The 23,415-nt window shown below is 54.2% G+C and carries 24 protein-coding genes; 20 read left to right on the top strand and 4 right to left on the bottom strand.

Translation table 11 applies throughout. From position 1 onward, the window contains the following. Positions 1 to 74 precede the first annotated feature (74 nt). Positions 75 to 464 carry a VOC family protein gene (locus ACI48J_RS04315; protein ID WP_405081871.1) on the bottom strand — a complete coding sequence of 130 codons (390 nt, stop codon included), beginning with the start codon at positions 462 to 464 and terminating at the stop codon, positions 75 to 77. Between the two features lie 234 nt (positions 465 to 698). Here ACI48J_RS04315 and efeO point away from each other — a divergent pair, with 234 nt between their 5' ends. From efeO to ACI48J_RS04335, 4 genes are all read left to right on the top strand, one after another. Further along, on the top strand, positions 699 to 1,586 hold the full coding sequence (gene efeO, locus ACI48J_RS04320; RefSeq protein ID WP_405081872.1) for an iron uptake system protein EfeO: 888 nt from the start codon (positions 699 to 701) through the stop codon (positions 1,584 to 1,586). Continuing rightward, positions 1,583 to 2,881, top strand: coding sequence for an iron uptake transporter deferrochelatase/peroxidase subunit (efeB, locus tag ACI48J_RS04325; protein WP_405081873.1), 1,299 nt, complete (start codon positions 1,583 to 1,585; stop codon positions 2,879 to 2,881). The genes efeO and efeB overlap by 4 nt, the downstream gene beginning before the upstream one ends. Next, entirely contained in the window at positions 2,862 to 4,712 is a 1,851-nt protein-coding gene (locus ACI48J_RS04330) for an FTR1 family protein (RefSeq protein ID WP_405081874.1), read from the top strand. The genes efeB and ACI48J_RS04330 overlap by 20 nt, the downstream gene beginning before the upstream one ends. 545 nt (positions 4,713 to 5,257) lie before the next feature. Then, entirely contained in the window at positions 5,258 to 6,646 is a 1,389-nt protein-coding gene (locus tag ACI48J_RS04335; protein ID WP_405081875.1) for a phytase, read from the top strand. A 63-nt stretch (positions 6,647 to 6,709) separates the two neighbouring features. Here ACI48J_RS04335 and ACI48J_RS04340 read toward each other — a convergent pair whose 3' ends face one another. Next, complete coding sequence (locus ACI48J_RS04340) at positions 6,710 to 6,871, bottom strand: hypothetical protein (protein WP_405081876.1); 162 nt, start codon at positions 6,869 to 6,871, stop codon at positions 6,710 to 6,712. A gap of 240 nt (positions 6,872 to 7,111) precedes the next feature. Between ACI48J_RS04340 and ACI48J_RS04345 the strand changes: the two genes are divergently transcribed. The 8 genes from ACI48J_RS04345 to ACI48J_RS04380 all read left to right on the top strand — a co-directional run bounded on the left by ACI48J_RS04345 (position 7,112) and on the right by ACI48J_RS04380 (position 13,955). After that, positions 7,112 to 7,885, top strand: coding sequence for a glucose 1-dehydrogenase (locus ACI48J_RS04345; RefSeq protein ID WP_326054586.1), 774 nt, complete (start codon positions 7,112 to 7,114; stop codon positions 7,883 to 7,885). 25 nt (positions 7,886 to 7,910) lie between these two features. Beyond that, the gene (locus ACI48J_RS04350; protein WP_405081877.1) at positions 7,911 to 8,966 is read left to right on the top strand and encodes an LLM class flavin-dependent oxidoreductase; all 1,056 of its coding nucleotides are present in this window, start codon (positions 7,911 to 7,913) and stop codon (positions 8,964 to 8,966) included. Positions 8,967 to 9,138: 172 nt separating this feature from the next. Next, positions 9,139 to 9,450, top strand: a complete 312-nt coding sequence (locus ACI48J_RS04355) for a hypothetical protein (protein ID WP_405081879.1) — start codon at positions 9,139 to 9,141, stop codon at positions 9,448 to 9,450. 186 nt (positions 9,451 to 9,636) lie between these two features. Continuing rightward, positions 9,637 to 10,182, top strand: a complete 546-nt coding sequence (gene msrA / locus ACI48J_RS04360; RefSeq protein ID WP_217561598.1) for a peptide-methionine (S)-S-oxide reductase MsrA — start codon at positions 9,637 to 9,639, stop codon at positions 10,180 to 10,182. A 103-nt stretch (positions 10,183 to 10,285) separates the two neighbouring features. Then, positions 10,286 to 10,996 (top strand): purine-nucleoside phosphorylase, encoded by a 711-nt coding sequence (deoD, locus tag ACI48J_RS04365; RefSeq protein WP_405081880.1) that lies wholly within the window; start codon positions 10,286 to 10,288, stop codon positions 10,994 to 10,996. 730 nt (positions 10,997 to 11,726) lie between these two features. Continuing rightward, positions 11,727 to 12,062, top strand: coding sequence for an alkaline protease (locus ACI48J_RS04370; protein ID WP_405081881.1), 336 nt, complete (start codon positions 11,727 to 11,729; stop codon positions 12,060 to 12,062). Positions 12,063 to 12,766: 704 nt separating this feature from the next. Beyond that, positions 12,767 to 13,735, top strand: coding sequence for a TRM11 family SAM-dependent methyltransferase (locus ACI48J_RS04375; RefSeq protein WP_405081882.1), 969 nt, complete (start codon positions 12,767 to 12,769; stop codon positions 13,733 to 13,735). Between the two features lie 58 nt (positions 13,736 to 13,793). Beyond that, entirely contained in the window at positions 13,794 to 13,955 is a 162-nt protein-coding gene (locus ACI48J_RS04380) for a hypothetical protein (RefSeq protein ID WP_405081883.1), read from the top strand. A 160-nt stretch (positions 13,956 to 14,115) separates the two neighbouring features. Here the strand turns inward: ACI48J_RS04380 and ACI48J_RS04385 are convergent, their stop codons facing one another. Beyond that, positions 14,116 to 14,352, bottom strand: coding sequence for a glycine zipper domain-containing protein (locus ACI48J_RS04385; protein WP_405081884.1), 237 nt, complete (start codon positions 14,350 to 14,352; stop codon positions 14,116 to 14,118). A gap of 373 nt (positions 14,353 to 14,725) precedes the next feature. Here ACI48J_RS04385 and ACI48J_RS04390 point away from each other — a divergent pair, with 373 nt between their 5' ends. The 5 genes from ACI48J_RS04390 to ACI48J_RS04410 all read left to right on the top strand — a co-directional run bounded on the left by ACI48J_RS04390 (position 14,726) and on the right by ACI48J_RS04410 (position 19,669). Further along, a complete protein-coding gene (locus ACI48J_RS04390; protein ID WP_405081885.1) occupies positions 14,726 to 15,553 on the top strand; it encodes a TIM barrel protein in 828 nt (275 codons plus the stop codon). 16 nt (positions 15,554 to 15,569) lie between these two features. Beyond that, a complete protein-coding gene (locus ACI48J_RS04395) occupies positions 15,570 to 16,913 on the top strand; it encodes an amino acid permease (protein ID WP_405081886.1) in 1,344 nt (447 codons plus the stop codon). Between the two features lie 105 nt (positions 16,914 to 17,018). Continuing rightward, positions 17,019 to 18,032 (top strand): SIS domain-containing protein, encoded by a 1,014-nt coding sequence (locus ACI48J_RS04400; RefSeq protein ID WP_326056843.1) that lies wholly within the window; start codon positions 17,019 to 17,021, stop codon positions 18,030 to 18,032. 60 nt (positions 18,033 to 18,092) lie between these two features. Then, a complete protein-coding gene (frlD, locus tag ACI48J_RS04405; protein WP_405081887.1) occupies positions 18,093 to 18,875 on the top strand; it encodes a fructoselysine 6-kinase in 783 nt (260 codons plus the stop codon). A gap of 65 nt (positions 18,876 to 18,940) precedes the next feature. Beyond that, the gene (locus tag ACI48J_RS04410) at positions 18,941 to 19,669 is read left to right on the top strand and encodes a GntR family transcriptional regulator (protein ID WP_405081889.1); all 729 of its coding nucleotides are present in this window, start codon (positions 18,941 to 18,943) and stop codon (positions 19,667 to 19,669) included. 64 nt (positions 19,670 to 19,733) lie between these two features. Here ACI48J_RS04410 and nfsA read toward each other — a convergent pair whose 3' ends face one another. Further along, positions 19,734 to 20,468, bottom strand: coding sequence for an oxygen-insensitive NADPH nitroreductase (nfsA, locus tag ACI48J_RS04415; RefSeq protein WP_405081891.1), 735 nt, complete (start codon positions 20,466 to 20,468; stop codon positions 19,734 to 19,736). Between the two features lie 212 nt (positions 20,469 to 20,680). On the opposite strand from nfsA, the gene ACI48J_RS04420 reads away from it, so the two are divergent. The 3 genes from ACI48J_RS04420 to ACI48J_RS04430 all read left to right on the top strand — a co-directional run bounded on the left by ACI48J_RS04420 (position 20,681) and on the right by ACI48J_RS04430 (position 23,392). Next, entirely contained in the window at positions 20,681 to 21,244 is a 564-nt protein-coding gene (locus ACI48J_RS04420) for a hypothetical protein (RefSeq protein WP_405081892.1), read from the top strand. Between the two features lie 263 nt (positions 21,245 to 21,507). Then, the gene (locus ACI48J_RS04425; protein WP_326056855.1) at positions 21,508 to 21,993 is read left to right on the top strand and encodes a sigma-70 family RNA polymerase sigma factor; all 486 of its coding nucleotides are present in this window, start codon (positions 21,508 to 21,510) and stop codon (positions 21,991 to 21,993) included. After that, a complete protein-coding gene (locus tag ACI48J_RS04430; protein ID WP_405081894.1) occupies positions 21,980 to 23,392 on the top strand; it encodes a hypothetical protein in 1,413 nt (470 codons plus the stop codon). The genes ACI48J_RS04425 and ACI48J_RS04430 overlap by 14 nt, the downstream gene beginning before the upstream one ends. The last annotated feature ends 23 nt before the right edge of the window (positions 23,393 to 23,415 follow it).

The following is a 23,415-nucleotide window of genomic DNA, read 5'->3' on the forward strand; positions in this document are numbered from 1 at the left end:
AGCTATGGAAGAGGGAGAGTCCTGCCGGGACTCTCTTTTTTTTGTCCGCCAAGCAAAACAAAGGAGGCAATCCGCTAAACGTCGGGAGCAACCACTTCGACCTTGATCCGGTCCGGGTCTTCAAAATATACGGCATAATGCCGGGGGCCGCCCGCATGCGGATGCTGTTCCCGATACAAGACACGGACGCCTCTTGCCGTTAAAGCCTCCGTCAACCCGTCTACCTGCTCTCTGGATTTCGCGTGAAAGGCGAGATGATTCAAACCGGTGCGCCGCCTGTGGTAAGGAAGGTCCAGGAAACGTTCTTCGGTCTGAACGAAAACCAAATACGTATCTCCGCACTTCCAACTGATTCCTTTCTCCCAGCGCTGGAACGTCTCATAACCCAGTTGGCTCAGCAGCCATTCCCAGAACGGGGCCGATTCACTCAAATCGGACACATTGATTTCGACATGATGAAGCATAAAAACCTCCTGGAATATGTTGTAAACAGTATAAACAAGAACATTTGTTCCTGTCAACTATTTTAAAAAGGCCCAACGGAATAGAATGCAATAAACGACCGTTTTTCCAAAAAAAGATATTGATAATGATTCTCATTGTTGATATACTCGTTTTGGGAATTTGTGATGAACGGACATGAAAAACCATGCTTTATCATCCTGTTTTCAGCCAAAAGAATTTGAGGAGTTGTCTCTATGAAGATTCGTTATGTCGCGCTTTTTGCAGCCTGCACGGTGCTTTTTACGGGATGTGGTTCCAAAATCAATGAAAACGCGGGTGCTTCCGCAACTCCGGATGCCAAAGCGACTCCGGCAGCGGCAGCGGCAACTCCGGCTCCGGCAGGCGATGAATCGTGGAAACCGATTCTCGACGCTTACCGCACGTACGCTACGGAACAGTCCGATCTGTTCGTCAAAGAAACGGAAAAGTTCGTGAAGGCGGTTAAATCCGGAAATGTTGAAGAAGCCAAAAAACTGTACGCGCCGACGCGGATGTATTATGAAAGAATCGAGCCGATCGCCGAAGCTCTCGGTGACTTGGACCCGAATATCGATGCCCGCGAGAACGATGTCGAAGAGAAAGACTGGCGCGGATTTCACCGCATCGAACAGGCTCTCTGGCAGAAAAACACGACGAAGGGCCAGGAAGAGTATGCGGACCGTCTTTTGAACGATGCGAAGCAGCTTCGTGCCCTGATCGAAACGGTCGAGGTGGATTCGGGTCTGCTTGTAACGGGTGCGGTTGAACTTTTGAACGAAGTATCCGCCTCCAAAGTGACGGGTGAAGAAGAGCGTTATTCGCATACCGATTTGTATGATTTCGTGGCGAATGTCGAGGGGGCGAAGAAAATTTACACCCTCCTGCAGCCTAAACTCAAGAGCAAGGACGCAGCGCTCGAAGAAACGATCGGAGCGAAGTTCAAAGACCTGGAACAGGCGCTTGCCGATTACAAAGAAGGGGACGGGTATGTCTCTTACGAGAAATTGAAGCAGGATGACACGAAAAAATTGAGCCGCCTGCTGGATGCGCTGGCCGAGCCTCTTTCTCAGATGGGAACGATTTTGGGGGCAGCTGCGAAATGAGCGGAAACGATAACGAGCAGAAAAAAGGATTTTTCGATAAACCGCTCAGCCGCAGAGATATCCTGAAGCTGGCCGGAGTTGGCGGCGCCGGGCTGTTGCTTGGCGCCGGCGGCGTTGGAGGCATCGTTGCGGCGCAGGCGTCCAAAACGGAAAAAGCGTTTTCCGCCTCCGGAGCCGAAACGGATCCCCAGGGCACGGTGCCTTTCTACGGCAGTCGCCAGGCGGGGATCGTTACGCCCGTCCAGGATTTCATCTGCTTTGCGGCATTCGATGTGACGGCTTCTTCCCTCGCGGAAGTACGCAAGCTCTTCCAGGCATGGACGGCCGCTGCGGCTAACATGGCTCAGGGCAAAATGGTCGGCCAGGACGACGGCAACGAGCTGCTTCCTCCCTCCGATACGGGTGAAGCGGCGGGACTCACACCATCCCGGACGACGATAACCTTCGGGGCCGGGCCGTCGTTCTTCGACGGCCGCTTCGGGCTCGCGGGTAAAAAGCCCGAGGCCCTCCTGGATCTGCCGGCTTTCGGCGGCGACGAGCTGCGGCCGGAATGGTGCGGCGGCGATCTGTGCGTGCAGGTGTGCGCCAACGATATGCAGATCGCGTTCCACGCGATCCGCAATCTGGCGCGCATCGCACGGGGCAAGGCCGTCCTCCGCTGGACGCAGGAAGGCTTCCAGCGGACGGGATATTCGGACCCGGCCAAAGCGACCCCGCGCAACCTGATGGGCTTTAAGGACGGCACCGGCAATCCGGATGTGAAGGATGAGCAGGAGATGAAGAAGGTCGTGTGGGCGGACAGCGCGGACGGAAGCGGCTGGATGCACGACGGAAGCTATATGGTCGTCCGCCGGATCCGGATGCGGATCGAGGTTTGGGACCGATCGACGCTGGCGGATCAGGAGGCCACCTTCGGCCGCCATAGGAACAGCGGCGCTCCGCTCGGCGCGTCGGGCGAGTTTGATGCGCCCGATATGGAGAAGAAGGATGCCTCCGGCAAGCCGGTCATTCCGGATACTTCCCATTTGAAGCTGGCCCGCGGGGACGGCTCCGTCAAGATTCTTCGCCGTTCTTACTCCTATTCAAGCGGAATAGACCACAAAACAGGCCAGCTGGATGCAGGTCTCTTGTTCGTTTGCTACCAGCGCGATCCGCGTAAACAGTTTGTTCCCATTCAGAAAGCGCTGGGCAAGAGCGATAAGCTCAATGAATATATCGTGCATACCGGCAGTGCGGTTTTTGCCTGCTTTCCGGGCGTGAAGGAGGGCGGATATATTGGCGACACCCTTTTTTAAACGAAAAAAACGCAGCCTTTCTCTGGCCGCAGGCCGGAGCTTTTTCAAAATCGGTCTGGCAGCGCTTCTGCTGCTGATCAGCGTAACTGCGGCCGGGACCGGATACTCTCCCGTTTTTGCGGCTGGCGACAGTAAGGCGCCGGGCGCGGACGGAATGCTTCCCGTTGTCGGAGGAGCGCTCGTTGAAGCCGGGCAGGGAAGCTGGGCGAAAGCCGCCGAGCATCTGGCTGAGGCCGATAAGCTTTGGCAGGCTGAGGCCGCCAAGTCCTCCGCTGCGGCAGCGGACGTCAACTCGGCCTTGGCGCATGCGAAGAAAACGGTCGCTGAGGGGGATAAGGACCCCAAGGCCGCAACCGCGGCTCTGTCCGAACTGGCCAAGGCCGTGAACAAGTATGCGAAGGAAGGCCGGCAGGACGCAAAAACGGGCCAGTCCGGACAGGACACGGCGGCAAGTCTGCTTCCCGTTATGACCAAGCTGGCCGCGAGCATCCAGTCGGGCGACTTAACTCAGGCGTATAACGACTATAAAAACTTAAACAACGGATGGCTCAAGGTCGAGCAGGCTATCCGAAGCGATAATTTTACCGTATACAGCGGAATGGAGACGCAAATGAGCATGATCCGCGTGGCTCTGCAGGCCGAGCCCAAACAGCCGGAGCAGGCTGCGGGCGAAACCGCGGCTCTCATTCAGCTCGTGAACGACTATACAGCCGGCAAGATCGTATCCAAAGCCCCCGAACCCGCAGACATGTCGGTTGCGGAGCTAATCGGAATTCTCGACCAGGCTTCTTCGGATATTGCGGCCGGGCATCATACGGAAGCGGCGGGGCAGATGCAGGCTTTTATTCAAAAGTGGCCTTCGGCCGAAGGCCAGGTAAGAATCCGTTCCGCGGCCGTCTATACGCAAATCGAAAACCAGATGACGGAAGCTTCGCGTTATCTGATGTCGGTTCCGCCTGCGGGCGATAAGGCGAAGGAAGTCATCGCGGCCATGCGGGAACAGCTTCAGCCGATGACAGGTGAGAAGCGGTACACGGCCGTGGACGCCGGGCTTATTCTGCTGCGCGAGGGTCTCGAAGCGATTCTCGTCATCTCGGCGCTGCTCGCTTATTTGAAGCGCACCGGCAACGGGGATAAGCGCGGGTGGATCTGGTCGGGCGTCGGAAGCGGGCTGCTTCTGAGCGCGGCAATGGCGTTCCTGCTTTCCTATATGATTTCCCAGGCTGCCTCGGGCAGTACACGGGAGTTCATTGAAGGCGGAACGGGGCTCCTTTCCGTCGTTCTTATGCTGACCGTGGGCAATTGGCTGCACGCCAAATCCAATGTGAAAGCATGGAACAGCTACATTGACCGGCAGATGGGCAGCGCCCTGGCCGGCGGAAGCTTATGGTCGCTGTTCGCGGTCTCTCTTCTCGCCATTCTGCGTGAAGGGGCGGAAACGACGATCTTTTACGTGGGTATGGCGCCTTCGATTGCGCCGTCTCAGCTGTTTCTCGGTATCGGAGTGACGCTCCTGCTGCTGATCGGCATTGGTTTTGCCATTATCCGGCTGAGTGCGAAATTGCCGATCCGGCCCTTTTTTATGACGGCGTCGGCGCTTATCTACTACCTCGTTTTCCGCTTCCTCGGGGAAAGTATCCATTCCCTGCAAGTCGCGTCGGTAGTACCTGCTCATTCCGCATCCGGACTCCCGTCCGTGGGCTGGCTGGGCATTTATCCGACTTGGGAAACGCTGCTCCCTCAGTTGGCGCTGCTCGCTTACATAGCGGCGAAGCTGCTTAGAAGCAGATCCGGTAAGGCGTCTTCTGAGCCTGCTCTGACCGAACGCTAACCTTTCGTAAGAACCTTGCTCCGTTTTTAATGGGGAAGGTTCTTTTTTTCGGCGTTTAGAGCTGCTGAAGGCACGGAGGATTTAGCCCACCACCCCAAAAAAAGGCGGTCAATTCCCGTTAGTTCAAGTCAATGAGGCACACCGAGACGTTAAGTAAATTATAGAGCGAATTTTCGGATATATAAAATATCGGCACAATAATTTAACGCAGTGCGTCAGTGCGCTCAGTCCGTTATGAAAGCGGAGCAAGCCCCTCGGTGCCAGAGAGGGGAATCAAAAGCAGCCGTACGGGCTGCCTGTCCGCCATGCAGTGCCGGAACGCGCGCACCCGAAAACAAGGTCGGCTGAGCGGGCCGCAGTCTCTGGTTTCTCCCGCTTACACCGGGTAAAAAACTCCCCCGCAAACGGACCGGCTTAAGGCGGCGTTCGTATTCAAATGAGGCGCGTTTTAACACAACCTTAATGCCTTCCGTGATTTCCCCTAATATTCCGTCTTCATAATAAAGATAGAAGCTTATTCGGGTAAAACCGGGAGGACCTTAACGATGAAACTGTTCAAAAGCTTTAGCGTACTGCTGATCGCCGCAAGTTTTTACAGTCAGGCTGCCTGGGCTTCGGTCGAGGAAGGTTATGAACCGCTGAGGGAGATGCTGGAGCAGGCAGGAGCCCGAGTGACGTGGAATCAAAGCACGCTGACGGCTGATTTTGCTCTGCAGAGCGGTTTGGAAGGTTCGGTCGCCATCGGGATTGACGGATATAAGCTAAACGGCACGGACGGAAAATTGAACGGACCTGTGAAACTGATCGGAGATAAAACGTATGTGCCGCCAGGCTTCGTCGAGCTGGTTCTCAGCAAGCTGCGCAGCGGCGGCGGGGAGCAGGCGGCTATCGGGGAGGCGCTCGCCGGGGTAACGGCGGACGGCGAGACGGAAGCGGTCGATACCGGGGAAGATGCGGCCGATGACCCTGCCATCTGGGTGCATCCGGATGACCCGGCCAAGAGCAAGCTGTTTGCGACCAACAAGGGCGGCGGCATTCTGGTCTATGATCTGGACGGCAAGCAGATCCAATCCTACAAGCTCGGCAAAATGAACAACATCGACGTGCGCTACGGATACGAGCTTAACGGCAAGAGGATGGACATCGCGGCGGCGACGAACCGGACGAGTAATACGGTCGACGTTTTCTCCATCGACCCGGAAACGGGGGCGCTGAACGATATCGCGGCCAAGCCGATTAAGTCGGACATGGGCGAGGTGTACGGCTTCAGCCTTTATCACAGCCTTAAAACCAGCAAGTACTATGCCCTTGTGCTCGGCAAAGAAGGGGAATTCGAGCAGATCGAGCTGATACCCGGATCGGCCGGTGTGGAAGGCAAGCTTGTACGCCACTTCAAACTGGCGTCCCAAGCGGAAGGAATTGTCGCGGACGACGAGTACGGAACGATCTACATGGCGGAAGAGGATACGGCCATATGGAAGATCGGCGCCGAGCCGGACAGCGGCCTAAAGCCTTATGCCAAGGTAGATGAGGCGGGCAAAGGGCATTTAACCGCGGATATCGAAGGATTGGTGCTGTATTACGGGGCGGACGGCAAAGGCTACCTGCTGGCTTCCAGCCAGGGAAGCAGCACCTACACGGTTTACAACCGCCAGGGGACAAACCGGTACTTGGGCAGCTTCGCCGTCAAGGACGGTCTGATTGACGGGACAACGGGGACGGACGGAATCGACGTCGTCGGATTCGGCCTGGGACCGGCCTACCCTAACGGGATTTTCGTGGCGCAGGACGATGAAAATTCGGATGACGGAAAGAAACGCAACCAGAATTTCAAAATCGTGTCGTGGGATAAGCTGGCGAAGTCGTTCCACGCCCCTCTTCGTATCGACAACGGCATAGATCCCCGCAAGCTCAGCCCGCGTAAAGACGGTTGACGTCCTAGGCAGACAGGTTCGGAAGGCGCAGACAAGCATGTGCCCACCGGAGCTGTCTGTTTTTTACGGCTGGCATTTGTCCGCCCGGATCATCTTGACTTCTCCCGCTTTCTCCGGCTCGTCCAGATACTCAAAAAAACGTCCTGTCCGATAGAGCCTCTTACCACTGTTTTCAGGTGTTGAAATCCGGAACCGGACCTGGAGGGTCATCTCATAAACGATCACCGGTATCTCTCCCGTAAGTCCGCGAAAGGCCTGGTTCTTGTCAGGTCAACCAGCCGTTTTAGAATGGGAACAAATGTTCTTTTTAGGTAGTATAATCCAGAGCGGCAAAGGTTTCAACCCCTGATTTTGAAAAGGCGGTCTTTGCTTTCTGACGGTTAATCTTTTATGATGAAAACTAATTTAGTTTACTGTTCTGTTCCCGTATGCGCGGGCGCGGTTATATAAAAGGAGTGGATAGGAATGTATTTGCCGTCTTTTCAACTGGAAGGTAAAACGGCTCTGGTGACCGGAGCGGGGAGAGGCATCGGCAGAGCGCTGGCTATCGGTCTGGCGGAAGCCGGTGCGGATGTCGTGCTGCTGTCGCGCACTCAGAGCGATTTGGATGCCGTAGCGGCGGAAATCACGGAATTAACAGGGCGCAAAGCTTACGCCATTGCGGCCGATGCGGGGACGCGTGAAGGCGTGACGGAGGCCGTCGGCCGTGCCGTAAGCGAAGCGGGACGTCTCGATATTCTCGTCAATAATGCGGGAATGAACATCCGTACGCCTGCACTCGATGTGACGGACGAAGAGTGGGACGCGATCGTGCAGACGAACCTCAAGTCCGCTTTTCTGATGTCGCAGACGGTCGGACGCCACATGAAGGAGCAAGGAGGAGGACGGATCGTGAATGTCGCCTCCGTTGCGGGCCATATGGCGCTTCGCACGGGAGTCGTGTACGGCTCGACCAAGGCGGCGCTTATTCAAATGACCAAGATTCTGGCGTTGGAATGGGCGCAATACGGCATCCTCGTCAACGCGATCGGGCCCTGGTATTTCCCGACGCCGCTTACGGAGAAGCTGCTGGCCGACGAGTCCTTCGTGGCCGAAGTGACGGGCCGCACGCCGCTGAAGCGGGTGGGCCGGCTGGAGGAGCTGGTCGGGCCGGTCGTCTTCCTCTCGTCGGATGCGGCGAGCTATGTGACGGGACAGACGCTTTATGTGGACGGCGGCATGACCATTTACGGATTCTGACGACAGACGCGAAGGAGGAAGACCAATGAAACCGTTGCCGCTGCGTCTCAGCGTGCTGGATCTCGTACCGGTCATGCAAAAAGCGGATTCCCATACGGCTCTGGGACAAGCCGTCACGCTGGCGCGGACAGCCGAGAAGCTTGGCTATACGCGCTACTGGGTGTCCGAGCACCACGACATGAAGCAGCTCGCCTCCGCGTGCCCGGAAGTGCTTCTGGCCCATATCGGAGCCCATACAGAGCATATCCGGATCGGATCGGGCGCCGTTCTGCTGCCGCATTACCAGCCGGTAAAAGTCGCGGAGGCGTTTCACCTCCTGGCGACGCTGCATCCCGGGCGCATCGACCTGGGCATCGGCCGGGCTCCCGGCGGTTCCGCGCATGTCACGCTTGCCCTGAGCGGCAATTTCCTGGAGAATGTGCGGAAGATGCCGGACAAAATCCGCGATCTGACCGCGCTGATCGAAGGCGAATTTACCGTGGAAGGGGAGCGGGTCACGGCCCGCCCGGTTCCGCCCGATTCGCCGGAGCTGTGGCTGCTCGGCACGAACGCCAAAAGCGCCGCTTACGCGGCCGAATACGGGACAGGCTACGTATTCGGCCGGTTCATGAGCGACAACGACGGCGCCGCCGTGCTCGGAGAGTACCGCAGCGCTTTCCGGCCTTCCCGCCTGCTGGCGGAGCCGAAAGCCATCGTCGCCGTCGGCGCGGTCTGCGCCGAGACGGAGGAGCGGGCCCGCGAGCTGGCCGCCGAGGGAGCGGGCTGGCTTCGCTCCGGGCTTCCGGCCGCGGAGGAGGCTGCCGGGAGCGAAGCCGCGCAGGCGCAGGGCGGGCATCGGCCGCAGAGCGCGCCTTCGGCGGCGAATGAGGCTGCCGAAGGCAGGCAGCCGGAGAACGCGGATGCGCAAGGCAGGCGCACGCTGATCGGCACGGCCGGCCAGATCAAGGAGCAGCTGCACGAGCTGCAGAACCTATACGGTGCGGACGAGTTCCTCATCGTGACCCAGGTGGCGGATTACGCGCAGCGTCTGAAATCTTACGAGCTGCTCGCATCCTGCATCATCGGTCCAGGGCGTCGGTAACGATGGGACACCGCTCCCGGCTAAATTTAGAACCCGGCGCGGGGGACATTTTTCACGCTATAATCGCATGAAACCTCCGCTCTATCCCGCGGACGATTCTTCCTGTACAATATAAACCAGCGCATGCTGACAAGCCGTTTTAACACGAAATCTAATTTAAGCAGGTGACATAATGGGTGAAATGGACGGACAAACGATTCAGGTACTGAACGCGAGCATGATTCACGATGCGGAGAACGGATATATCGGCAAGGTGGAATTTAAACTGGCGGAAGGCAAGACCGCTTACGAGGTGGCCCTTTTCAGCAAAAAGGGGAAAGAATGGATGTACAGCTTAAATTTCACCGCCGAATCCGGCACGGAAGAAGAGATTGTCGCCATCGAGCAGCAGTTGGAAGAAGACGACGATCTGTTTGATTTCCTCGTGAACACGGCGCTCAGCCGTATGGAAGAGAATTCTTCCGGGGGCGTGGAGGAGGAATAGTCCCCTTCGTGCAGGCCGATTTTTCCGACGCATTTCCAAGCGATGCCCGCAATTCCGGTTGCGGGTATTTATGCTGGGCGGAAGCCGCCGCGAAACTTGCCATGGCGGCGGGAGCCGTGCTATTTTAAGGCCATGCATGCAGCACGCATTTTAAACCTGAAAGTTTAGACGGGGAGGGCGACATATATGACAGAGACCGAAAAACAGGCGGCCGCTTACGAGCTGGCTACCTTTGCGGGAGGCTGCTTCTGGTGCATGGTGACTCCGTTTGAGGAATTGCCGGGCATTCACGGCATCGTATCGGGGTATACGGGCGGCAGCGAGGTGAATCCGACCTACGAGCAGGTGAAGGCGGGAGAGACCGGTCATGCGGAAGCGGTGCAAATCCGGTTCGACCCTGACGTTTTTCCTTATGAAAAGCTGCTGGAGCTGTTCTGGCAGCAGGTCGACCCGACGGATGCTTTCGGGCAGTTTCAGGACCGGGGGCTTTCGTACCGGGCGGCTATTTTTACTCACACGGAAAAACAGAGGGAGCTTGCGGAGCAGTCCAAGCGGGAACTGGCGCAAAGCGGCCGTTTCGACAAGCCGATCGTGACGGAGATTGTTCCGGCGGGGCCGTTTTACGAGGCGGAGGAGTACCATCAGAATTACCACCGCAAAAATCCGAAGCACTATAAAGAAGACCGTGCCCAATCCGGGCGGGACGAATTTATCGGCAGCCACTGGAAATAAAATCGGCGGCATGCAGTGAAAGCGAGGCCGGAAACCGGCGGACATGCCCGGTTCCGGGCGGATAATAAATCAATGCGGAAGTTTTGAGAGGAGCTTATTAATCATGAGTGTACATATCGGAGCGAAGGAAAACGAAATCGCGGAGCGAATTTTGCTGCCGGGAGACCCGCTGCGGGCGAAGTTTATCGCCGAAAATTTCCTGGAAGATGCCGTCTGCTATAACGAAGTGCGCGGAATGTACGGATTTACCGGAACCTATAAAGGCCAGCGCGTATCGGTTCAAGGGACGGGCATGGGCGTGCCGACCATTTCGATCTACGTGCACGAGCTGCTGGAAAGCTACGGCGTGAAGACGCTGGTGCGCGTCGGTACGTGCGGAGCCTTCCATGAAGACGTGAAGGTGCGCGATCTCGTGCTCGCGATGACTTCTCACACGGATTCCGCGGTTAACCGCATCCGCTTCAACGGGCTGGATTTTGCCCCGGCCGCAGATTTCGGGCTGCTCAAGAGCGCCTATGAAGCCGCCGAATCCGCAGGCATGCCGGTACATGTGGGCAGTGTCTTCACTAGCGACACGTTCTACCGCGACGACGAGGGCGCGACGGCAGCGCTGCTGACGAAGTACGGCACTTTGGCGGTTGAAATGGAGACCGCCGCGCTGTATACGCTGGCTGCCAAGCACAAAGCCCGTGCCCTGTCCATTCTGACCGTCAGCGATCACCTCGTGACCGGTGAGGAAACGACGGCGGAAGAGCGCCAGACGACGTTCCGCCAAATGATCGAAGTCGCGCTCGATACGGTTATCCAGTATTAAGGGAAAGGGGAGTCACGAACCAACTCTGAAATTGTGTACTCTTACTTAAAAATTAAAGTACAGCTGATCAGAAGCGCGTTTTCGGCTCTCTGAAAGAATATCCCTCTATTAATTGGCTATAAAATTAAGCTTAGCGAGCTGCTGCAGCTCGCTTTTTTATATACAAAATTGCCTGCTGCTTGCAGGATCGGAATATGTTAAAGTCCCGGCCTGCGGAGTAGTTTTTCATTCTATGGATGACTAATTATTAACGAAAGCTGGATGATAGGGTGAGATTATTTGTCTACTCTTCATATTGATTAGTCCGAATATATTTGACCGGAGACGGCAAAGTTGGATCCGTGGATGCAGAAGATATATCTGAAGTAGGCCTTCATGCGCTGATACGTAAAAAAGGATTTCTCCACCTCCAACTCAGGATCAGCTAGAACCTGGATCAATGTGGTGAAAGCCAGTTCTACCTTTTATGATCTAGCTAAACAATTCATTATAGGTGGGGGCAAGATGGTTATTGTAAGGACTTACGAGAACGAGGGAGTTCCTGAAATCAAAGCTGTCTAGAATGATTTAAAGTTATTAGATATATTCAGGGATAGTATAAAATAATATGGTCTTGCACGTGCCGCTGAAAATGCGGCTTTTTTCTTCTGAAATTTTTCCTGCAAAAGTATGAATTAAATCAGTGACAAAGACCCACAATAGCTCTGTAAAAAATTTAAGGAGTGATTGTATGAGCGGTTTTGATTTAAGACCAAAAGCCGAAACAGAAGCGACACTGCCAGATGGAAGAAGAAGAGCAAACTGGGGTGATTGGCAAAGTGTAACGGCCCCCCAAGGGTACGTTATTAATAAGGACAAAATTAATGTGAGTGCAATAGTTGAGCGTGGATCGGAAAACACTTATGAGAAGGTGTTTGAAGACTGGGTAGAAATTATTCCAGGCACAGGTATCGAGTTGCCTCGCACGTTTAAGGTAAGAGCTTTCGCAAGAAGTTCAAGAGGGCACAGTGCTGGTGGCGGTGCTAGTGAATACAGTTTTACAGGTGATTTTGTGAAAATTCAATAATTCAGGAAGGAGCTCCGTGCTCCTCCTATCTTGATATAAAGAAAAAAAGTGATTAAGAAAGCTTAATACTCTTTTCATGTGTCTCATCGGTTTATAGGAGACTTGCCCATTTTGACAAGGGTTTCAGCAGCTAGGTTAAAAGGGTCTTGTTCTTTCTCTCTTATAGCACAAATTGCGTATGCTCTTAAGTGCAAACAGCGTTGCGCTTTTACAGCGGGCGGCTAAGGTCTCCATTGTTTAAACGCAATTCAAAGCACGGCCAACCGAATATACAAAACCAAAGTCGTCTAATCTGGGCGGCTTTTTTATTTATCTATTCGTTTTTAACGAATCGATAATAGCAACATGCTTGTTCTGTTACCTGCTCATGTGCAGGATAGCGGAAATGCCTTTCACGAAAAGGATTCAGGCGTTACAAAGCTGTTACTTTAAGCAGAAGGAGGGCATATGTTCATGGTGAAAAAGCGCAGGAAGAAAGCAAAGCCGATTCCATTTTGTGAAAAGAAAGTCAATTCTCCCAACCGGAGTTGGCATTGATGTTTTTGATGTAGTTTTTAAGTGAAGACCAGTCCTTAACCGGATGAGTAGTTAATTGCGCTGAGCAATCGAAAGCGCGTGTACGGAGCAAAGGCCGCTTGTAGACGCGGACCCGGGTATCCGTTAGAATACGGGGATACGAGTTAAGCAGCAAGGAAGGGATTTCGATGAATTTATCCGCAGACGGCCGCCCTGTGCCGTCTTATGTATACAGTTTTGCCTGCCACGAGGACGAAAAGGAGCTCTGCCTGCTGGAGCTGCGCACCCTGCTGGGGGTCCGGCCGCAGGACGGCTGGGCCGAGAGCCCGCTGGAGCTGGAACCGAACCGGAGCCCGTTTATCCGGCACCGGCTGGAGGTACGGCTCCAGGCAACCAGCCTGGACGAGCTGGCGGAAAGGGCCGAAACGCTCGATTTGAACGGGGACACGTTCAAGCTGCTCTACGTGGAGGCCGAAGGGAAGGCCTCCTACGACGAGCGGCGCGCCATCGAGCGCCGGATCGGCCGGCATGTCCGGGGCAAGGCGGACATGAAGCAGCCCCGGCGCCTGCTCGGCGCGGCTTACGCCGGCGGCCGCTGGGTGCTGGGCCCGTGCCGCCGGAGCGAAGCCGTCTGGCTGGCGCACAACAGCAAGCCGCGGCAGTACTCCACGGCGCTGAGCACGCGCGTGGCCCGCGCCGCGGTCAACATCGCGGTGCCGGACCCGGCCGGCATCCGCGCCGTCGATCCGTGCTGCGGCATCGGCACGGTGCTTGTGGAGGCCTTGTCGATGGGCATCGACATCGTCGGCCGCGACCTCAACCCGCTTGCCGTTCGCGGCGCGCGGGAGAATCTCGCCCACTTCGGGTATCCCGATGTGGTGAAGATCAGCGACATCCGTGATTTGGATGGCGCTTACGATGCGCTGCTTCTCGACATGCCGTACAATCTGTGCTCGGTCATCAGCACGGAAGAGCAGCTCGAGATGCTGCGCAGCGCCCGCAGGCTGTCTCCGCGGGCGGTCGTCATCTCGGCGGAGCCGGTCGACGCCGCTCTGGAGCGGGCGGGCTTCGCCGTGAAGGACCGCTGCGTCGTCCGCAAAGGGAGCTTCGAGCGGCAGGTTATCGTCTGCGAGCGGCGGGAGGACGGGGCGGACTAGGACGGCGCCAGGACTCCGGCCACACATTCGAATAAAGAGCGGGCGGCGGGCATTCGGCTTGGCCGCTGCGGCGGACACCGGGAACTCGATGCCGCGGATTCCCGAATTGGAAGCCGCGAAACGGCCGCTGCGCAGAGCCTGGTCCCGCCGGCGTCCGGCCGCTGCCGCAGAGCTTGTCCCTGTCGCCACCAGCGTCCGGCTGCTGCAGTTTTGGGCGTAGGACCACGCCCTGTACCTGATGCATAAGCAAAGCGGGCCGGTAGCGTCATTTTAGGAAATAAGTCACCAGTTTGAGTGGAAAAAGATGCAAAATCAAGAAGGAGAACAGTGAATCCCTGTTCTCCTTTTTTGTTCTGGCGTGGAGGTTACTCCCGGCCCGATTATGATCTGTTTTTATCTTCATGGTTCGACTGTTTATCATTGTCGCCCATTCCTTCACCAGCTTTGTTGCCTAATGCAGCGCCCGCAACCCCGCCTGCCAATGTGCCCAAAGGGCCTAGAATGGAGCCTACGGCAGCGCCTAACGCAGCACCTCCAACGGTACCTACAGTTTCACCGGCATTAATGCCATCTTTGCCATCGCGGTTGTGGCTCTGTTTATCGTTATTCTCGGACATGTCGTTTCCCTCCTTTTACGTGGTATGGAAGCACAGCTGTCTGGATTCAGCGCCGGTCCCAACCTAGTGTACCCGTCCTTGAGGTAAGACATCCCTTGATTTCTGTTACGGTTTGCTTTAAAACAGATGAGCCGGTCGAGGCTTATTGACTTAAGCTAAAATTTATCCCGAAAAGAGGAGGCAGAGCGGGCGCCACCGCTAAGCTTGCTTTTTTGTGCTCCGTTGAACGAACTGCAAGGTAGGACTACTTTTAAGACGCCAAAAAAGCAATGTTTGACCTTTTAAAAAAAGGCATTGAAATGTATGTAATCATTAGTTATAATACATAACATAACAAATAATAAAACGCTTTCATTGAGAAGGGTGTGAAGCAATGAACCTGGCCGGAATGAATATTACGTACAAGCATTTTCCCTTCGAGCACTTCCTGGATTCCATGTCGGAGCTCGGCATACGTCATATCGAACTGTGGGCGGGTGAGCCTCATTTGTATGTCTACCGTAATGTCCTCGGTAACTTAAGGCAGATCAGGCGGCAGCTGAAGTCAAGAGATATGGAGGTTGTCTGTTACACGCCGGAGCAGTGCGTTTATCCGTTCAACATCGCGGCCTCAGACGCACATTTGCGGCAGAAGAGCGTCGATTATTTCGTCGATAATCTGTACGCCGCGCTGGAGCTGGGGACCGATATGATGCTTATGACTTCGGGAATCGGGGACTTCTCGGTATCCCGGGAGGAATCGTGGAAATATGCAACCGATTCGATCTGCCAGGTATCGCGGGTGGCTGAGAAGGAGGGGGTGACGCTTGCGCTGGAGCCTCTGACTCGGTTCGAATCGAATCTTCTGATCGACCTGGAGGGAATTCTGAGGGTAATGAGTGAAATAAATTCCCCTTCGTTACAAGGAATGATCGATACCGTAGCGATGCAGCTTGCAGGAGAGACACCGGAGGATTACTTTACGAAACTGCCTGAGCTGTGTCATTTCCATCTGATTGACGGAGACGGCTCGTCCGATGCGCATCTGGCTTTAGATGACGGAGTGCTGAATTGGACAGAATATGTAACAACTCTTCAAAGCCACGGTTATAAAGGAGCCTGCACTTTAGAGATTATGGGAGCAGGATATTACCAGAGTCCGCATGAGGCACTTAAGAAATCAATCGGGAAATTAAGGGATTTGGAAGTCTACTCATCTTGATTTGGAGGAACTCGCTATGAGTAATGGCGCACTTACACGAAAACTGGGTTTCTGGTCGGCCCTGGCTATCGCAGTTGGAACTACGGTAGGTTCCGGAATATTCGTCTCTTCCGGAGATGTGGCAAAAGCGGCGGGTCTTCCCTCGATTTCAATCCTGGCCTGGATTATCGGCGGGGTCATCGCAATTCCGCAGGTCATGGTGCTGGCTGAATTGTCAACGGCTTATCCGCAAAATGGAAGCGGTTACGTTTACCTGAATAAAGCGGGCTGGAGGCCGCTGGCCTTCCTGTACGGCTGGGCGACATTCTGGGCGCTCGATCCGCCGTCCATTTCCATTATGGCTTTGGCCATCGTGGCTTACTTGGCAAGCTTCTTCCCGTTCTTTGCCGGGTTCGCCGGCAAGCTGCTTGGGGTGGCGATTATTCTGATTATCACATCCATCCATTACCGCAGCGTTAAGGGAGGCGGAAGCTTTCAGGTCATTATTACCGCTGTTAAAATCATTCCTTTCCTGATTGTTATTGTGCTCGGACTTATGTATATGAATTTTGACAACTTCGCTTACACCCCGGCGGCGGGAGCCGGAAGCTCGAGTCTTATCGGAGGCGTATCCGCTACGACCTGGGCGTATACGGGAATGGCGGCCATTTGTTTTATGGCCGGAGAATTCAAAAATCCGGGGAAAGTTCTCCCCAGGGCATTAATCAGTTCGGTGCTGATCATACTCGGCCTGTATACACTGCTTGCGGTCTGTGTCACCGGCTTGATGCCGTTCGACAAGCTGATGGGTTCCAGCGCTGCTGTATCCGACGCCGTGAAGTACATTCCGGGCTTATCCGGTATCGCCTCCTCCTTTGTGGCCGTTACGGCAATCATTGTCATTCTGGGTTCCTTGAGCTCGTGTATTATGTTTCAGCCGCGCCTGGAATATGCCATGGCGAAGGACGGACTGTTCTTCCAACGCTTTGGGAAAGTCCATCCCAAATTCGAAACACCCAGCTTCTCGATTATCGCTCAGGTTACATTTGCCTGTATTCTTGTGTTCTTCAGCAATCTAACGGAATTGCTGGGTTACTTTACACTCATACAGCTGGTTATTAACATCCTGGACTTTGCCGCCGTTTATAAATGCCGGAAGAGAGACGATTATAACCCGATTTACCGGATGCCGATGTGGAGAATAACGACAATCCTGGCGATCGCCGGGGCGGCATGGCTGGCGTGGGGAACCTTTACGTGGGCCCCGATTCAAGGCATGATTGCGGCTGCAATTGTCATCGCGACAGGCCTGCCCGTGTACTACTACTGGGAGAAGAAATATGGCTCCAAAAGGTCCGGGGACAGCCAAATCGTTGCTTAGTCAAAAAAATGTTGTTTAAATTGTAATGTTTATTTATAATACAAGACATAACAAATAAAATTGGATCATATTGGAGATCGCCTTCAATATGGGGAGGGAACGAACATGTTAAACTTTGATGAGCAGTTATTCCTTAAGCTTGTGGAACAAGAGGGCCTTGCCTTTAGAGGGCAGATTGAAGAGATTGTGGACGGAATTTGCAAGAAAGGGTACAGCAACATCTTTCTGATCGGTGCGGGTGGTACGATCGCCATGATGTACCCTTATGAGTATATTTTGAAATCGAACTCGACGATTGACGTGCATGCGGAGATCGCCGCTGAGTTCATGGTGATGAACAACCGCCATTTCAGTAAAGATTCCGTATGTATCTTCACCTCGGTATCCGGGACAACTCAGGAGACTGTGGCCGCAGCCGAGTTCTGTAAGGAACGCGGAGCAACTACCATCGCGCTTGTGGCTGAAGCAGATACGCCGCTAACGAAGATTGTGGATTACTGCATCACCACGGGCTCGGAGAAACATTCCTTCGATACGTTCTTCATGCTGCTGCACATGGTCGTATTCCGCTTCATGTATAACAACAACGAGTTCCCTCAATACGATCAGTTCGTCAAGGAAGTTTCCCTGCTGCCGCGTGCGATTCTGGATGCGGTTAAGACCTTCGATCCGAAAGCGGAAGCCTTCGCTAAAGAGCATAAGGATACGGACTACCACATGATGGTGGGCTCCGGAAATCTGTGGGGGAATACGTACTCCTACGCGATGTGTATTCTGGAAGAGATGCAGTGGATTCACGCGAAATCGATCCATGCGGCGGAATTCTTCCACGGCACACTGGAGCTGGTGGTTGAAGATACCAGCGTGATTCTGCTGAAAGGCGAAGACGAAACCCGGCCGCTGATGGACCGCGTGGAACGTTTTGCCGAGAAGATCACGAAGAAATTGACCCTTATTGACACCAAGGATTTCAAAATGGAAGGCATCAGCGAGGAGTTCAGAAAACACTTCTCCGTCAATATCAACTGGTCCGTGCTCAGCCGCATCAGCGTCCACTTGGAGCGCGAGAGAAATCATCCGTTAACGCTTAGAAGATACTATCGTCAAATGGAATATTAAAATGTCGTGAGCACTACTTCGTAGTGCTCCTCTTTTAATCGCAGGGAAGGCGGGAGCAAGATGAGAATCGTTACAGTCGGAGATAATTGCATGGATGTCTACCAGGCCAGCGGCAAAGCCTACCCGGGAGGCAATCCGGTGAATGTGGCCGTTTATTTAACGGAACTAGGTGCACAGACTGCTTATATTGGCTGGGTAGGCACGGACATGTACGGGGAAATTATGATCCAGGCTATTAAGGATAAGGGCGTGGATACTTCCCGAATATCCAAAAAGGCAGGAAAAACAGCGGTAACCCACGTCGAGATGGTGGGGAATGACCGTAAGTTTGGCGATTACGACGAAGGGGTTATGGCACAGTTTTCTCTTACTCCGGAGGAGATTAGCTTTGCCGGAAATTATCAGCTTGTACATTCGGGCATATGGGGGCATGCCGATAAGTATTTTGCTGCGTTTAAGGAACTGGGTCTGGTGACCTCCTTTGATTTCTCAGACCAGCTCGGCGATGAGCTTGTGCAGACGTTAACGCCTCACGTGGATTATCCGTTCTTCTCTTATACCCGCGACGATGACTATATCCGGGGGCTTCTGACCGAAGTAAAGCAGAGAGGGTCTCGGATCGCCGTCGCTACTCTGGGAGAGAACGGTTCACTGGCCTATGACGGGGAGCGGTTCTATACGTGCGGTGTCGGAAAGGTGGATGTGGTGGATACGATGGGCGCGGGGGATTCGTTCATTGCCGGGTTCATCTGCGGCCGATTGCAAGGGCTCTCGATCGAGGCCTGCCTGGAGCAGGGCGCGTCGACGGCGGCGAAGACCATAGGATATTTCGGGGCATGGTGACTCAAGTAGGCCATCAATGTATAATACGTAGTATATAATCATTGATGGATAAGGATGAATAAACGATGAATTTAAATCCTTCAACCCCCCAGCCGCTGTATATGCAGATCCGGCAAATGTTGAAGAATGATATCCAGCACGGAAGATATAAACCGGATGAACAGATTCCAACCGAAGCGGAGCTTTGTGATACTTATAACGTCAGCCGGATTACGATCAGGAAAGCGATCGAGGAATTGGTGCGGGACGGCACGCTCACGCGGATTCCCCGCAGAGGCACCTTTGTGGCCTCGAACAAGTTCCACAATGAGCTGTTATCTGTAAGCGGATTCTCGGAGTTCAGCCATCAGCTCGGCATGATCCCGAACTCCCGGATTCTCCGGAGCGATGTTATTCAGGCCTCGGAGGAGGTAGCCGGGCATCTTCAGATTGAGGAAGGCAGTCCCGTGCTGGAGCTTGAGCGGCTGATGTACGTGGATGACCGCCCTCTTTTCTATGATATTGCCCATTATTCACTCACCCGGTTCCCCGACCTGGAGAAGAAGATTGCGATGAACGAATCGACCTACAAGATTCTGTCGGAGGACTACCATACCGAAATTGTTAGCAATGATAAGATCATCGATGTCATTGGGGCGACCAAAGATTACGCGAAGCTGCTTGAATGTGATATCGGGGCGAATCTGTTCCGGATCTTAAAAATCGCTTTCGACGCGAACGATGAGCCGGTTCACCTCTCCACCTTCATGTGTGAGACCAACCGGGTCAACTTGACGGTTCACCGGGCCAAATAAAGTCATGCCTAGCGGCATGAAGACCCCTAAAGAAGGGGTCTTTTGTTTATCCGGGAGCACGGAACTATTCCAGCTTAAACCCCTGTTTCTCCAGAAACGGCTTCAAATGAGCGCGTACCGGCTGGCGGTACTTGTCCGCCATACTCCGGGACCAGGTGATGCTCTGCTTGCCTCCGGTCCGTTCCTCGTAATATTTCCGCGTCGTCTCATCGTACCGGCGTACTCCTTCGTCCGAGCGTTCGCCCTGATAGCCGTTCTCGTGCAGAACGGCCGTTTGAGGAAGGCGGGGACGGAGAGAAGGCTCTTGGTCCGGCACGCCTACGCACATCCCGAACACCGGGTAGACGAGCTCCGGAAGCTTCAGCGCTTCGGCAACGCCGTCCGGGTTGTTGCGGATGCCTCCGATGTAGCAGATGCCCAGGCCGAGGGATTCGGCCGCAATTGCGGCATTCTGCGCGGCCAGCGCTGCGTCCATCGAGGCGACGAGGAAGCTTTCGGTGTTCTGGTGGAACACTTCGCCGGACTGTTCGGTCGCTTTGCGGAGCCGGTTCAGGTCGGCGCAGAACACGAGAAAGAGTCCGCACTGCTCGACGTAGGCCTGATTGCCGGCGAGCCGGGCCAGTTCTTTTTTCAGCGTGGGATCGGTGGCGGCAATGATGGTATAGGCCTGTACGCTGCTTGAAGTCGAGGCCAATTGTGCGGAAGCGATAATCGCTTGAAGCTGGTCGCCGGGAATCGGGTCGGGTTTGAACTTGCGGATTGAGCGGTGCCGGGTCAGCAGATCGATAACGGAATTCATGGGCGCAATCTCCTTTTTTTCAGAACAATAAGATAAATGGTGATCGGGTTGTTGCAGTTAGTTCTATTATAGGCGAAAAATTGGTAAGATCGTACATATAGCAGGAAATATAAGGAACCTTCAAGAACCGGAAGGACGGGCGCAAAGAAGCGGTGAGTGCCGGAGGGCCAAGTGTGGCGGAACCGGAAGTTAAAAGTCGCAGGGGGCCGAATATGGACGAACGGATAGAACGGACCGAACGGGCCGAACGGGATGTTGTCCCGCCGATTCCCGGGAAAAATTCGCTGAAAAAGCGGGCTTTTATAAAGCGGGGCTTTCTTGTGCTGCCGCTTGTCGCGGCGCTGTCCGCATGCAGTTTGACTCACAGCGTGGAAACGGATACCATCCGGGCTGCCGCCAAGTCCATGAAGAAGAACTTGAAAGGGTATAAAGGGCTCTACTGTACGTTTACCCGGCCTGATGTAACCTGCAGAGTGGACTGGAAAGGGGAGCCGGACCCGGAAACGCATGCTGCCGTGATGGCCGCCGTGAAGGCGTTCGTCACGCCCGGGCATATGCGGGAAATTGCCCGCAGTGTGAACTGGAAACTGGAAATTTCCGAATTCCATTTACTCCTCAATACGGATGACAATAAGGCGGACGCGGAGCATGCCTATTCAGCCCGTTATTACAAAACGTCGGATGCGAGCGACGATTCCGAAGCCAACATAGACGCTTACAGAACTTGGACGGAAGACGGAGCGCGGGCCGTTCCTCTTGAAAAGGGATCTGACTGAAACAGCCGCCTCCCGGCGGCTTTTTTTGCGGTTCGGCGGATAGGGACGGTCAAGCTGTATAGGGGTGACCGCCGTTTTACGCAGCGTCACACCGGGCTCTTTAAAGCTGCGCGGGTCCGAACGTACAGGTCTTTTTCAAAAAAACTTTCCGGAGCGGGAACGGTTCCGCCGTTTCTGTTGTCTAATGGGTGGGGGTGAAGGCGTTGGGGGCTCAGCAGAGAAACGAAGAGGGAAAACCGGCGAAAGAATATTTTCGGACGATCATGCTGGATTACGGACAGGACGTGTGGAACTACGCCTTCTTTCTGACCGGACGCAGGGAAATGGCGGATGATATTTCGCAGGATGTTTTTTTGAGTGTCTTCCGCCACCTGAATACGTTCGAAGGGAAAGCTTCCGTCAAAACGTGGCTGTTCGCGATAACCCGGAATACGGCGCGCAATCATATGCGGACGGCTTTCATGCGCAGGGTGATTCTGGTCGGCCGGGCGCGGCCCGGGAGCAGCCATCCGTCGGCGGAGAGCGAAGTGATGGAGGCGGCTTTCACGGATGAGATCTGGGAAATCGTGATGAAGCTTCCCGCAAAATTCAGGGAAGTGCTCGTGCTGGATGCCAAATACGAGATGACGATGGGGGAAATCGCTCAGGTGCTCGGCGTGTCGGAGGGAACCGTGAAATCACGGCTGTCGCGCGCCCGTAAAAAAATGTCGGAAGCATGGAAGGAGGAGTCTGCTTATGAACGGGCCTAAGCCGGAATGGTACGACAAGCTGAAATCGGGACCTTTTACAAGAAAAACCTTCACAATGGACGATATCTACGGCATCGAGCAAAAGGCGGCGGAATCCGCACCGGGCGGCCGTTTGCGTAAGCTGACCATTCCCAAAAGAAGAAGGACGCTGCCCGTACTGGCGGCTGTGCTCTTGTGCCTGGCTGCGGCTGCGTTCCTGTTCCGCGGAGAGCTAGCGCCCGCTGTAACGAAGGCATGGCCCGGAATCGTGAAACCGACGGAGCCGCCGCAGGCGACTGTTCCTCCTTTGCAGGATTCGAAGAGCTACTCCTACCTGAAAGGAGATACTTATTCATTATCAGGACCTGACGAAACATCGAGTTATGGTTCCGACCCGTTTTTGGTCTCATCGGATCATCCCGTTAAAATTCGGGATAGAAAAAACGGATTTATCCAAGTTAATAATGACCGCTGGATTCCCGAATGGTTCGTGCTTAAAGAATCGGATAAGCCTCTGGAAAGCACGGAACTGAATGAATTTCTTAAGGAGAGGCCTGTCGTTAATGTAAGTCCTTATTACATGACCGTTAAGGGTTCGTTAAATTTCTCTTTATATCCGGGGGAGGAAAAGCCTTCGGGGTTTTTGCTTAAACAGGGAAGGGTCGTTAAGGTAATACGCGAATATGAGAACTGGTTATGTGTCAGAGTCATGTACACGGATGGTTTGGAGTACAGTGGGGACGTGTGGGTACCTAAAAGCGAATTGACGGTTTACGATCCCTCCAAAGCTAGAGAAGGACTTCTTAAAAGCAGAGCTATTGCCACTGATTCCACAGGTCAGACTGTGTACGTAACAGAAGGTTCTCCGGTAATGATTGAAGATTTGTCGGAGAACAAATATACGTTTACAGCTTTTCGCGACATTAAAGGAACGTTATTTAAATCGGATTTTCTTCCAAATCCTTTTGAAGGAAAAGATCAGGTACCGCAAGTCGACTACCAATGGCACTTTTCGAAAAAAGAGTCTTTTGAACAGTTTGATGTATTCACCAAAAACCGAACCGACGACCAGCTCAAAGGTCTGGAGCCGATTGATATTTTCCGCTTTTACGTGACGGCTTCGGAAAAAGGGGACTGGGAAACGGTCTATGCCCTTCTGATAAAGGGCAGCGATTACGCGACGCCGAGCCGGGAAGAATACCTGGCCGACATGGGCAGGGAAACGGATGCGGATAAACAGGCGAAACAGAAATGGGACGCCTTGCGGAAGGACTACACGCTGTATCAGGAAATCAGCGGGGACTCCGCCTACATTGTCATGACGAAGCGGGGGTCCGGTTCACCGGAGGACAAACAAGCGTTCAGCCTGACCCGTAATAAAGCAGGCATTTGGAAAGTGAGCTGGCTGCCCATGCAGTAAAGCCGGATATAAAGGAAAGAGCC

The organism is Paenibacillus chitinolyticus (genome assembly GCF_045038035.1).
GTDB lineage: Bacteria > Bacillota > Bacilli > Paenibacillales > NBRC-103111 > Paenibacillus_F > Paenibacillus_F chitinolyticus_A.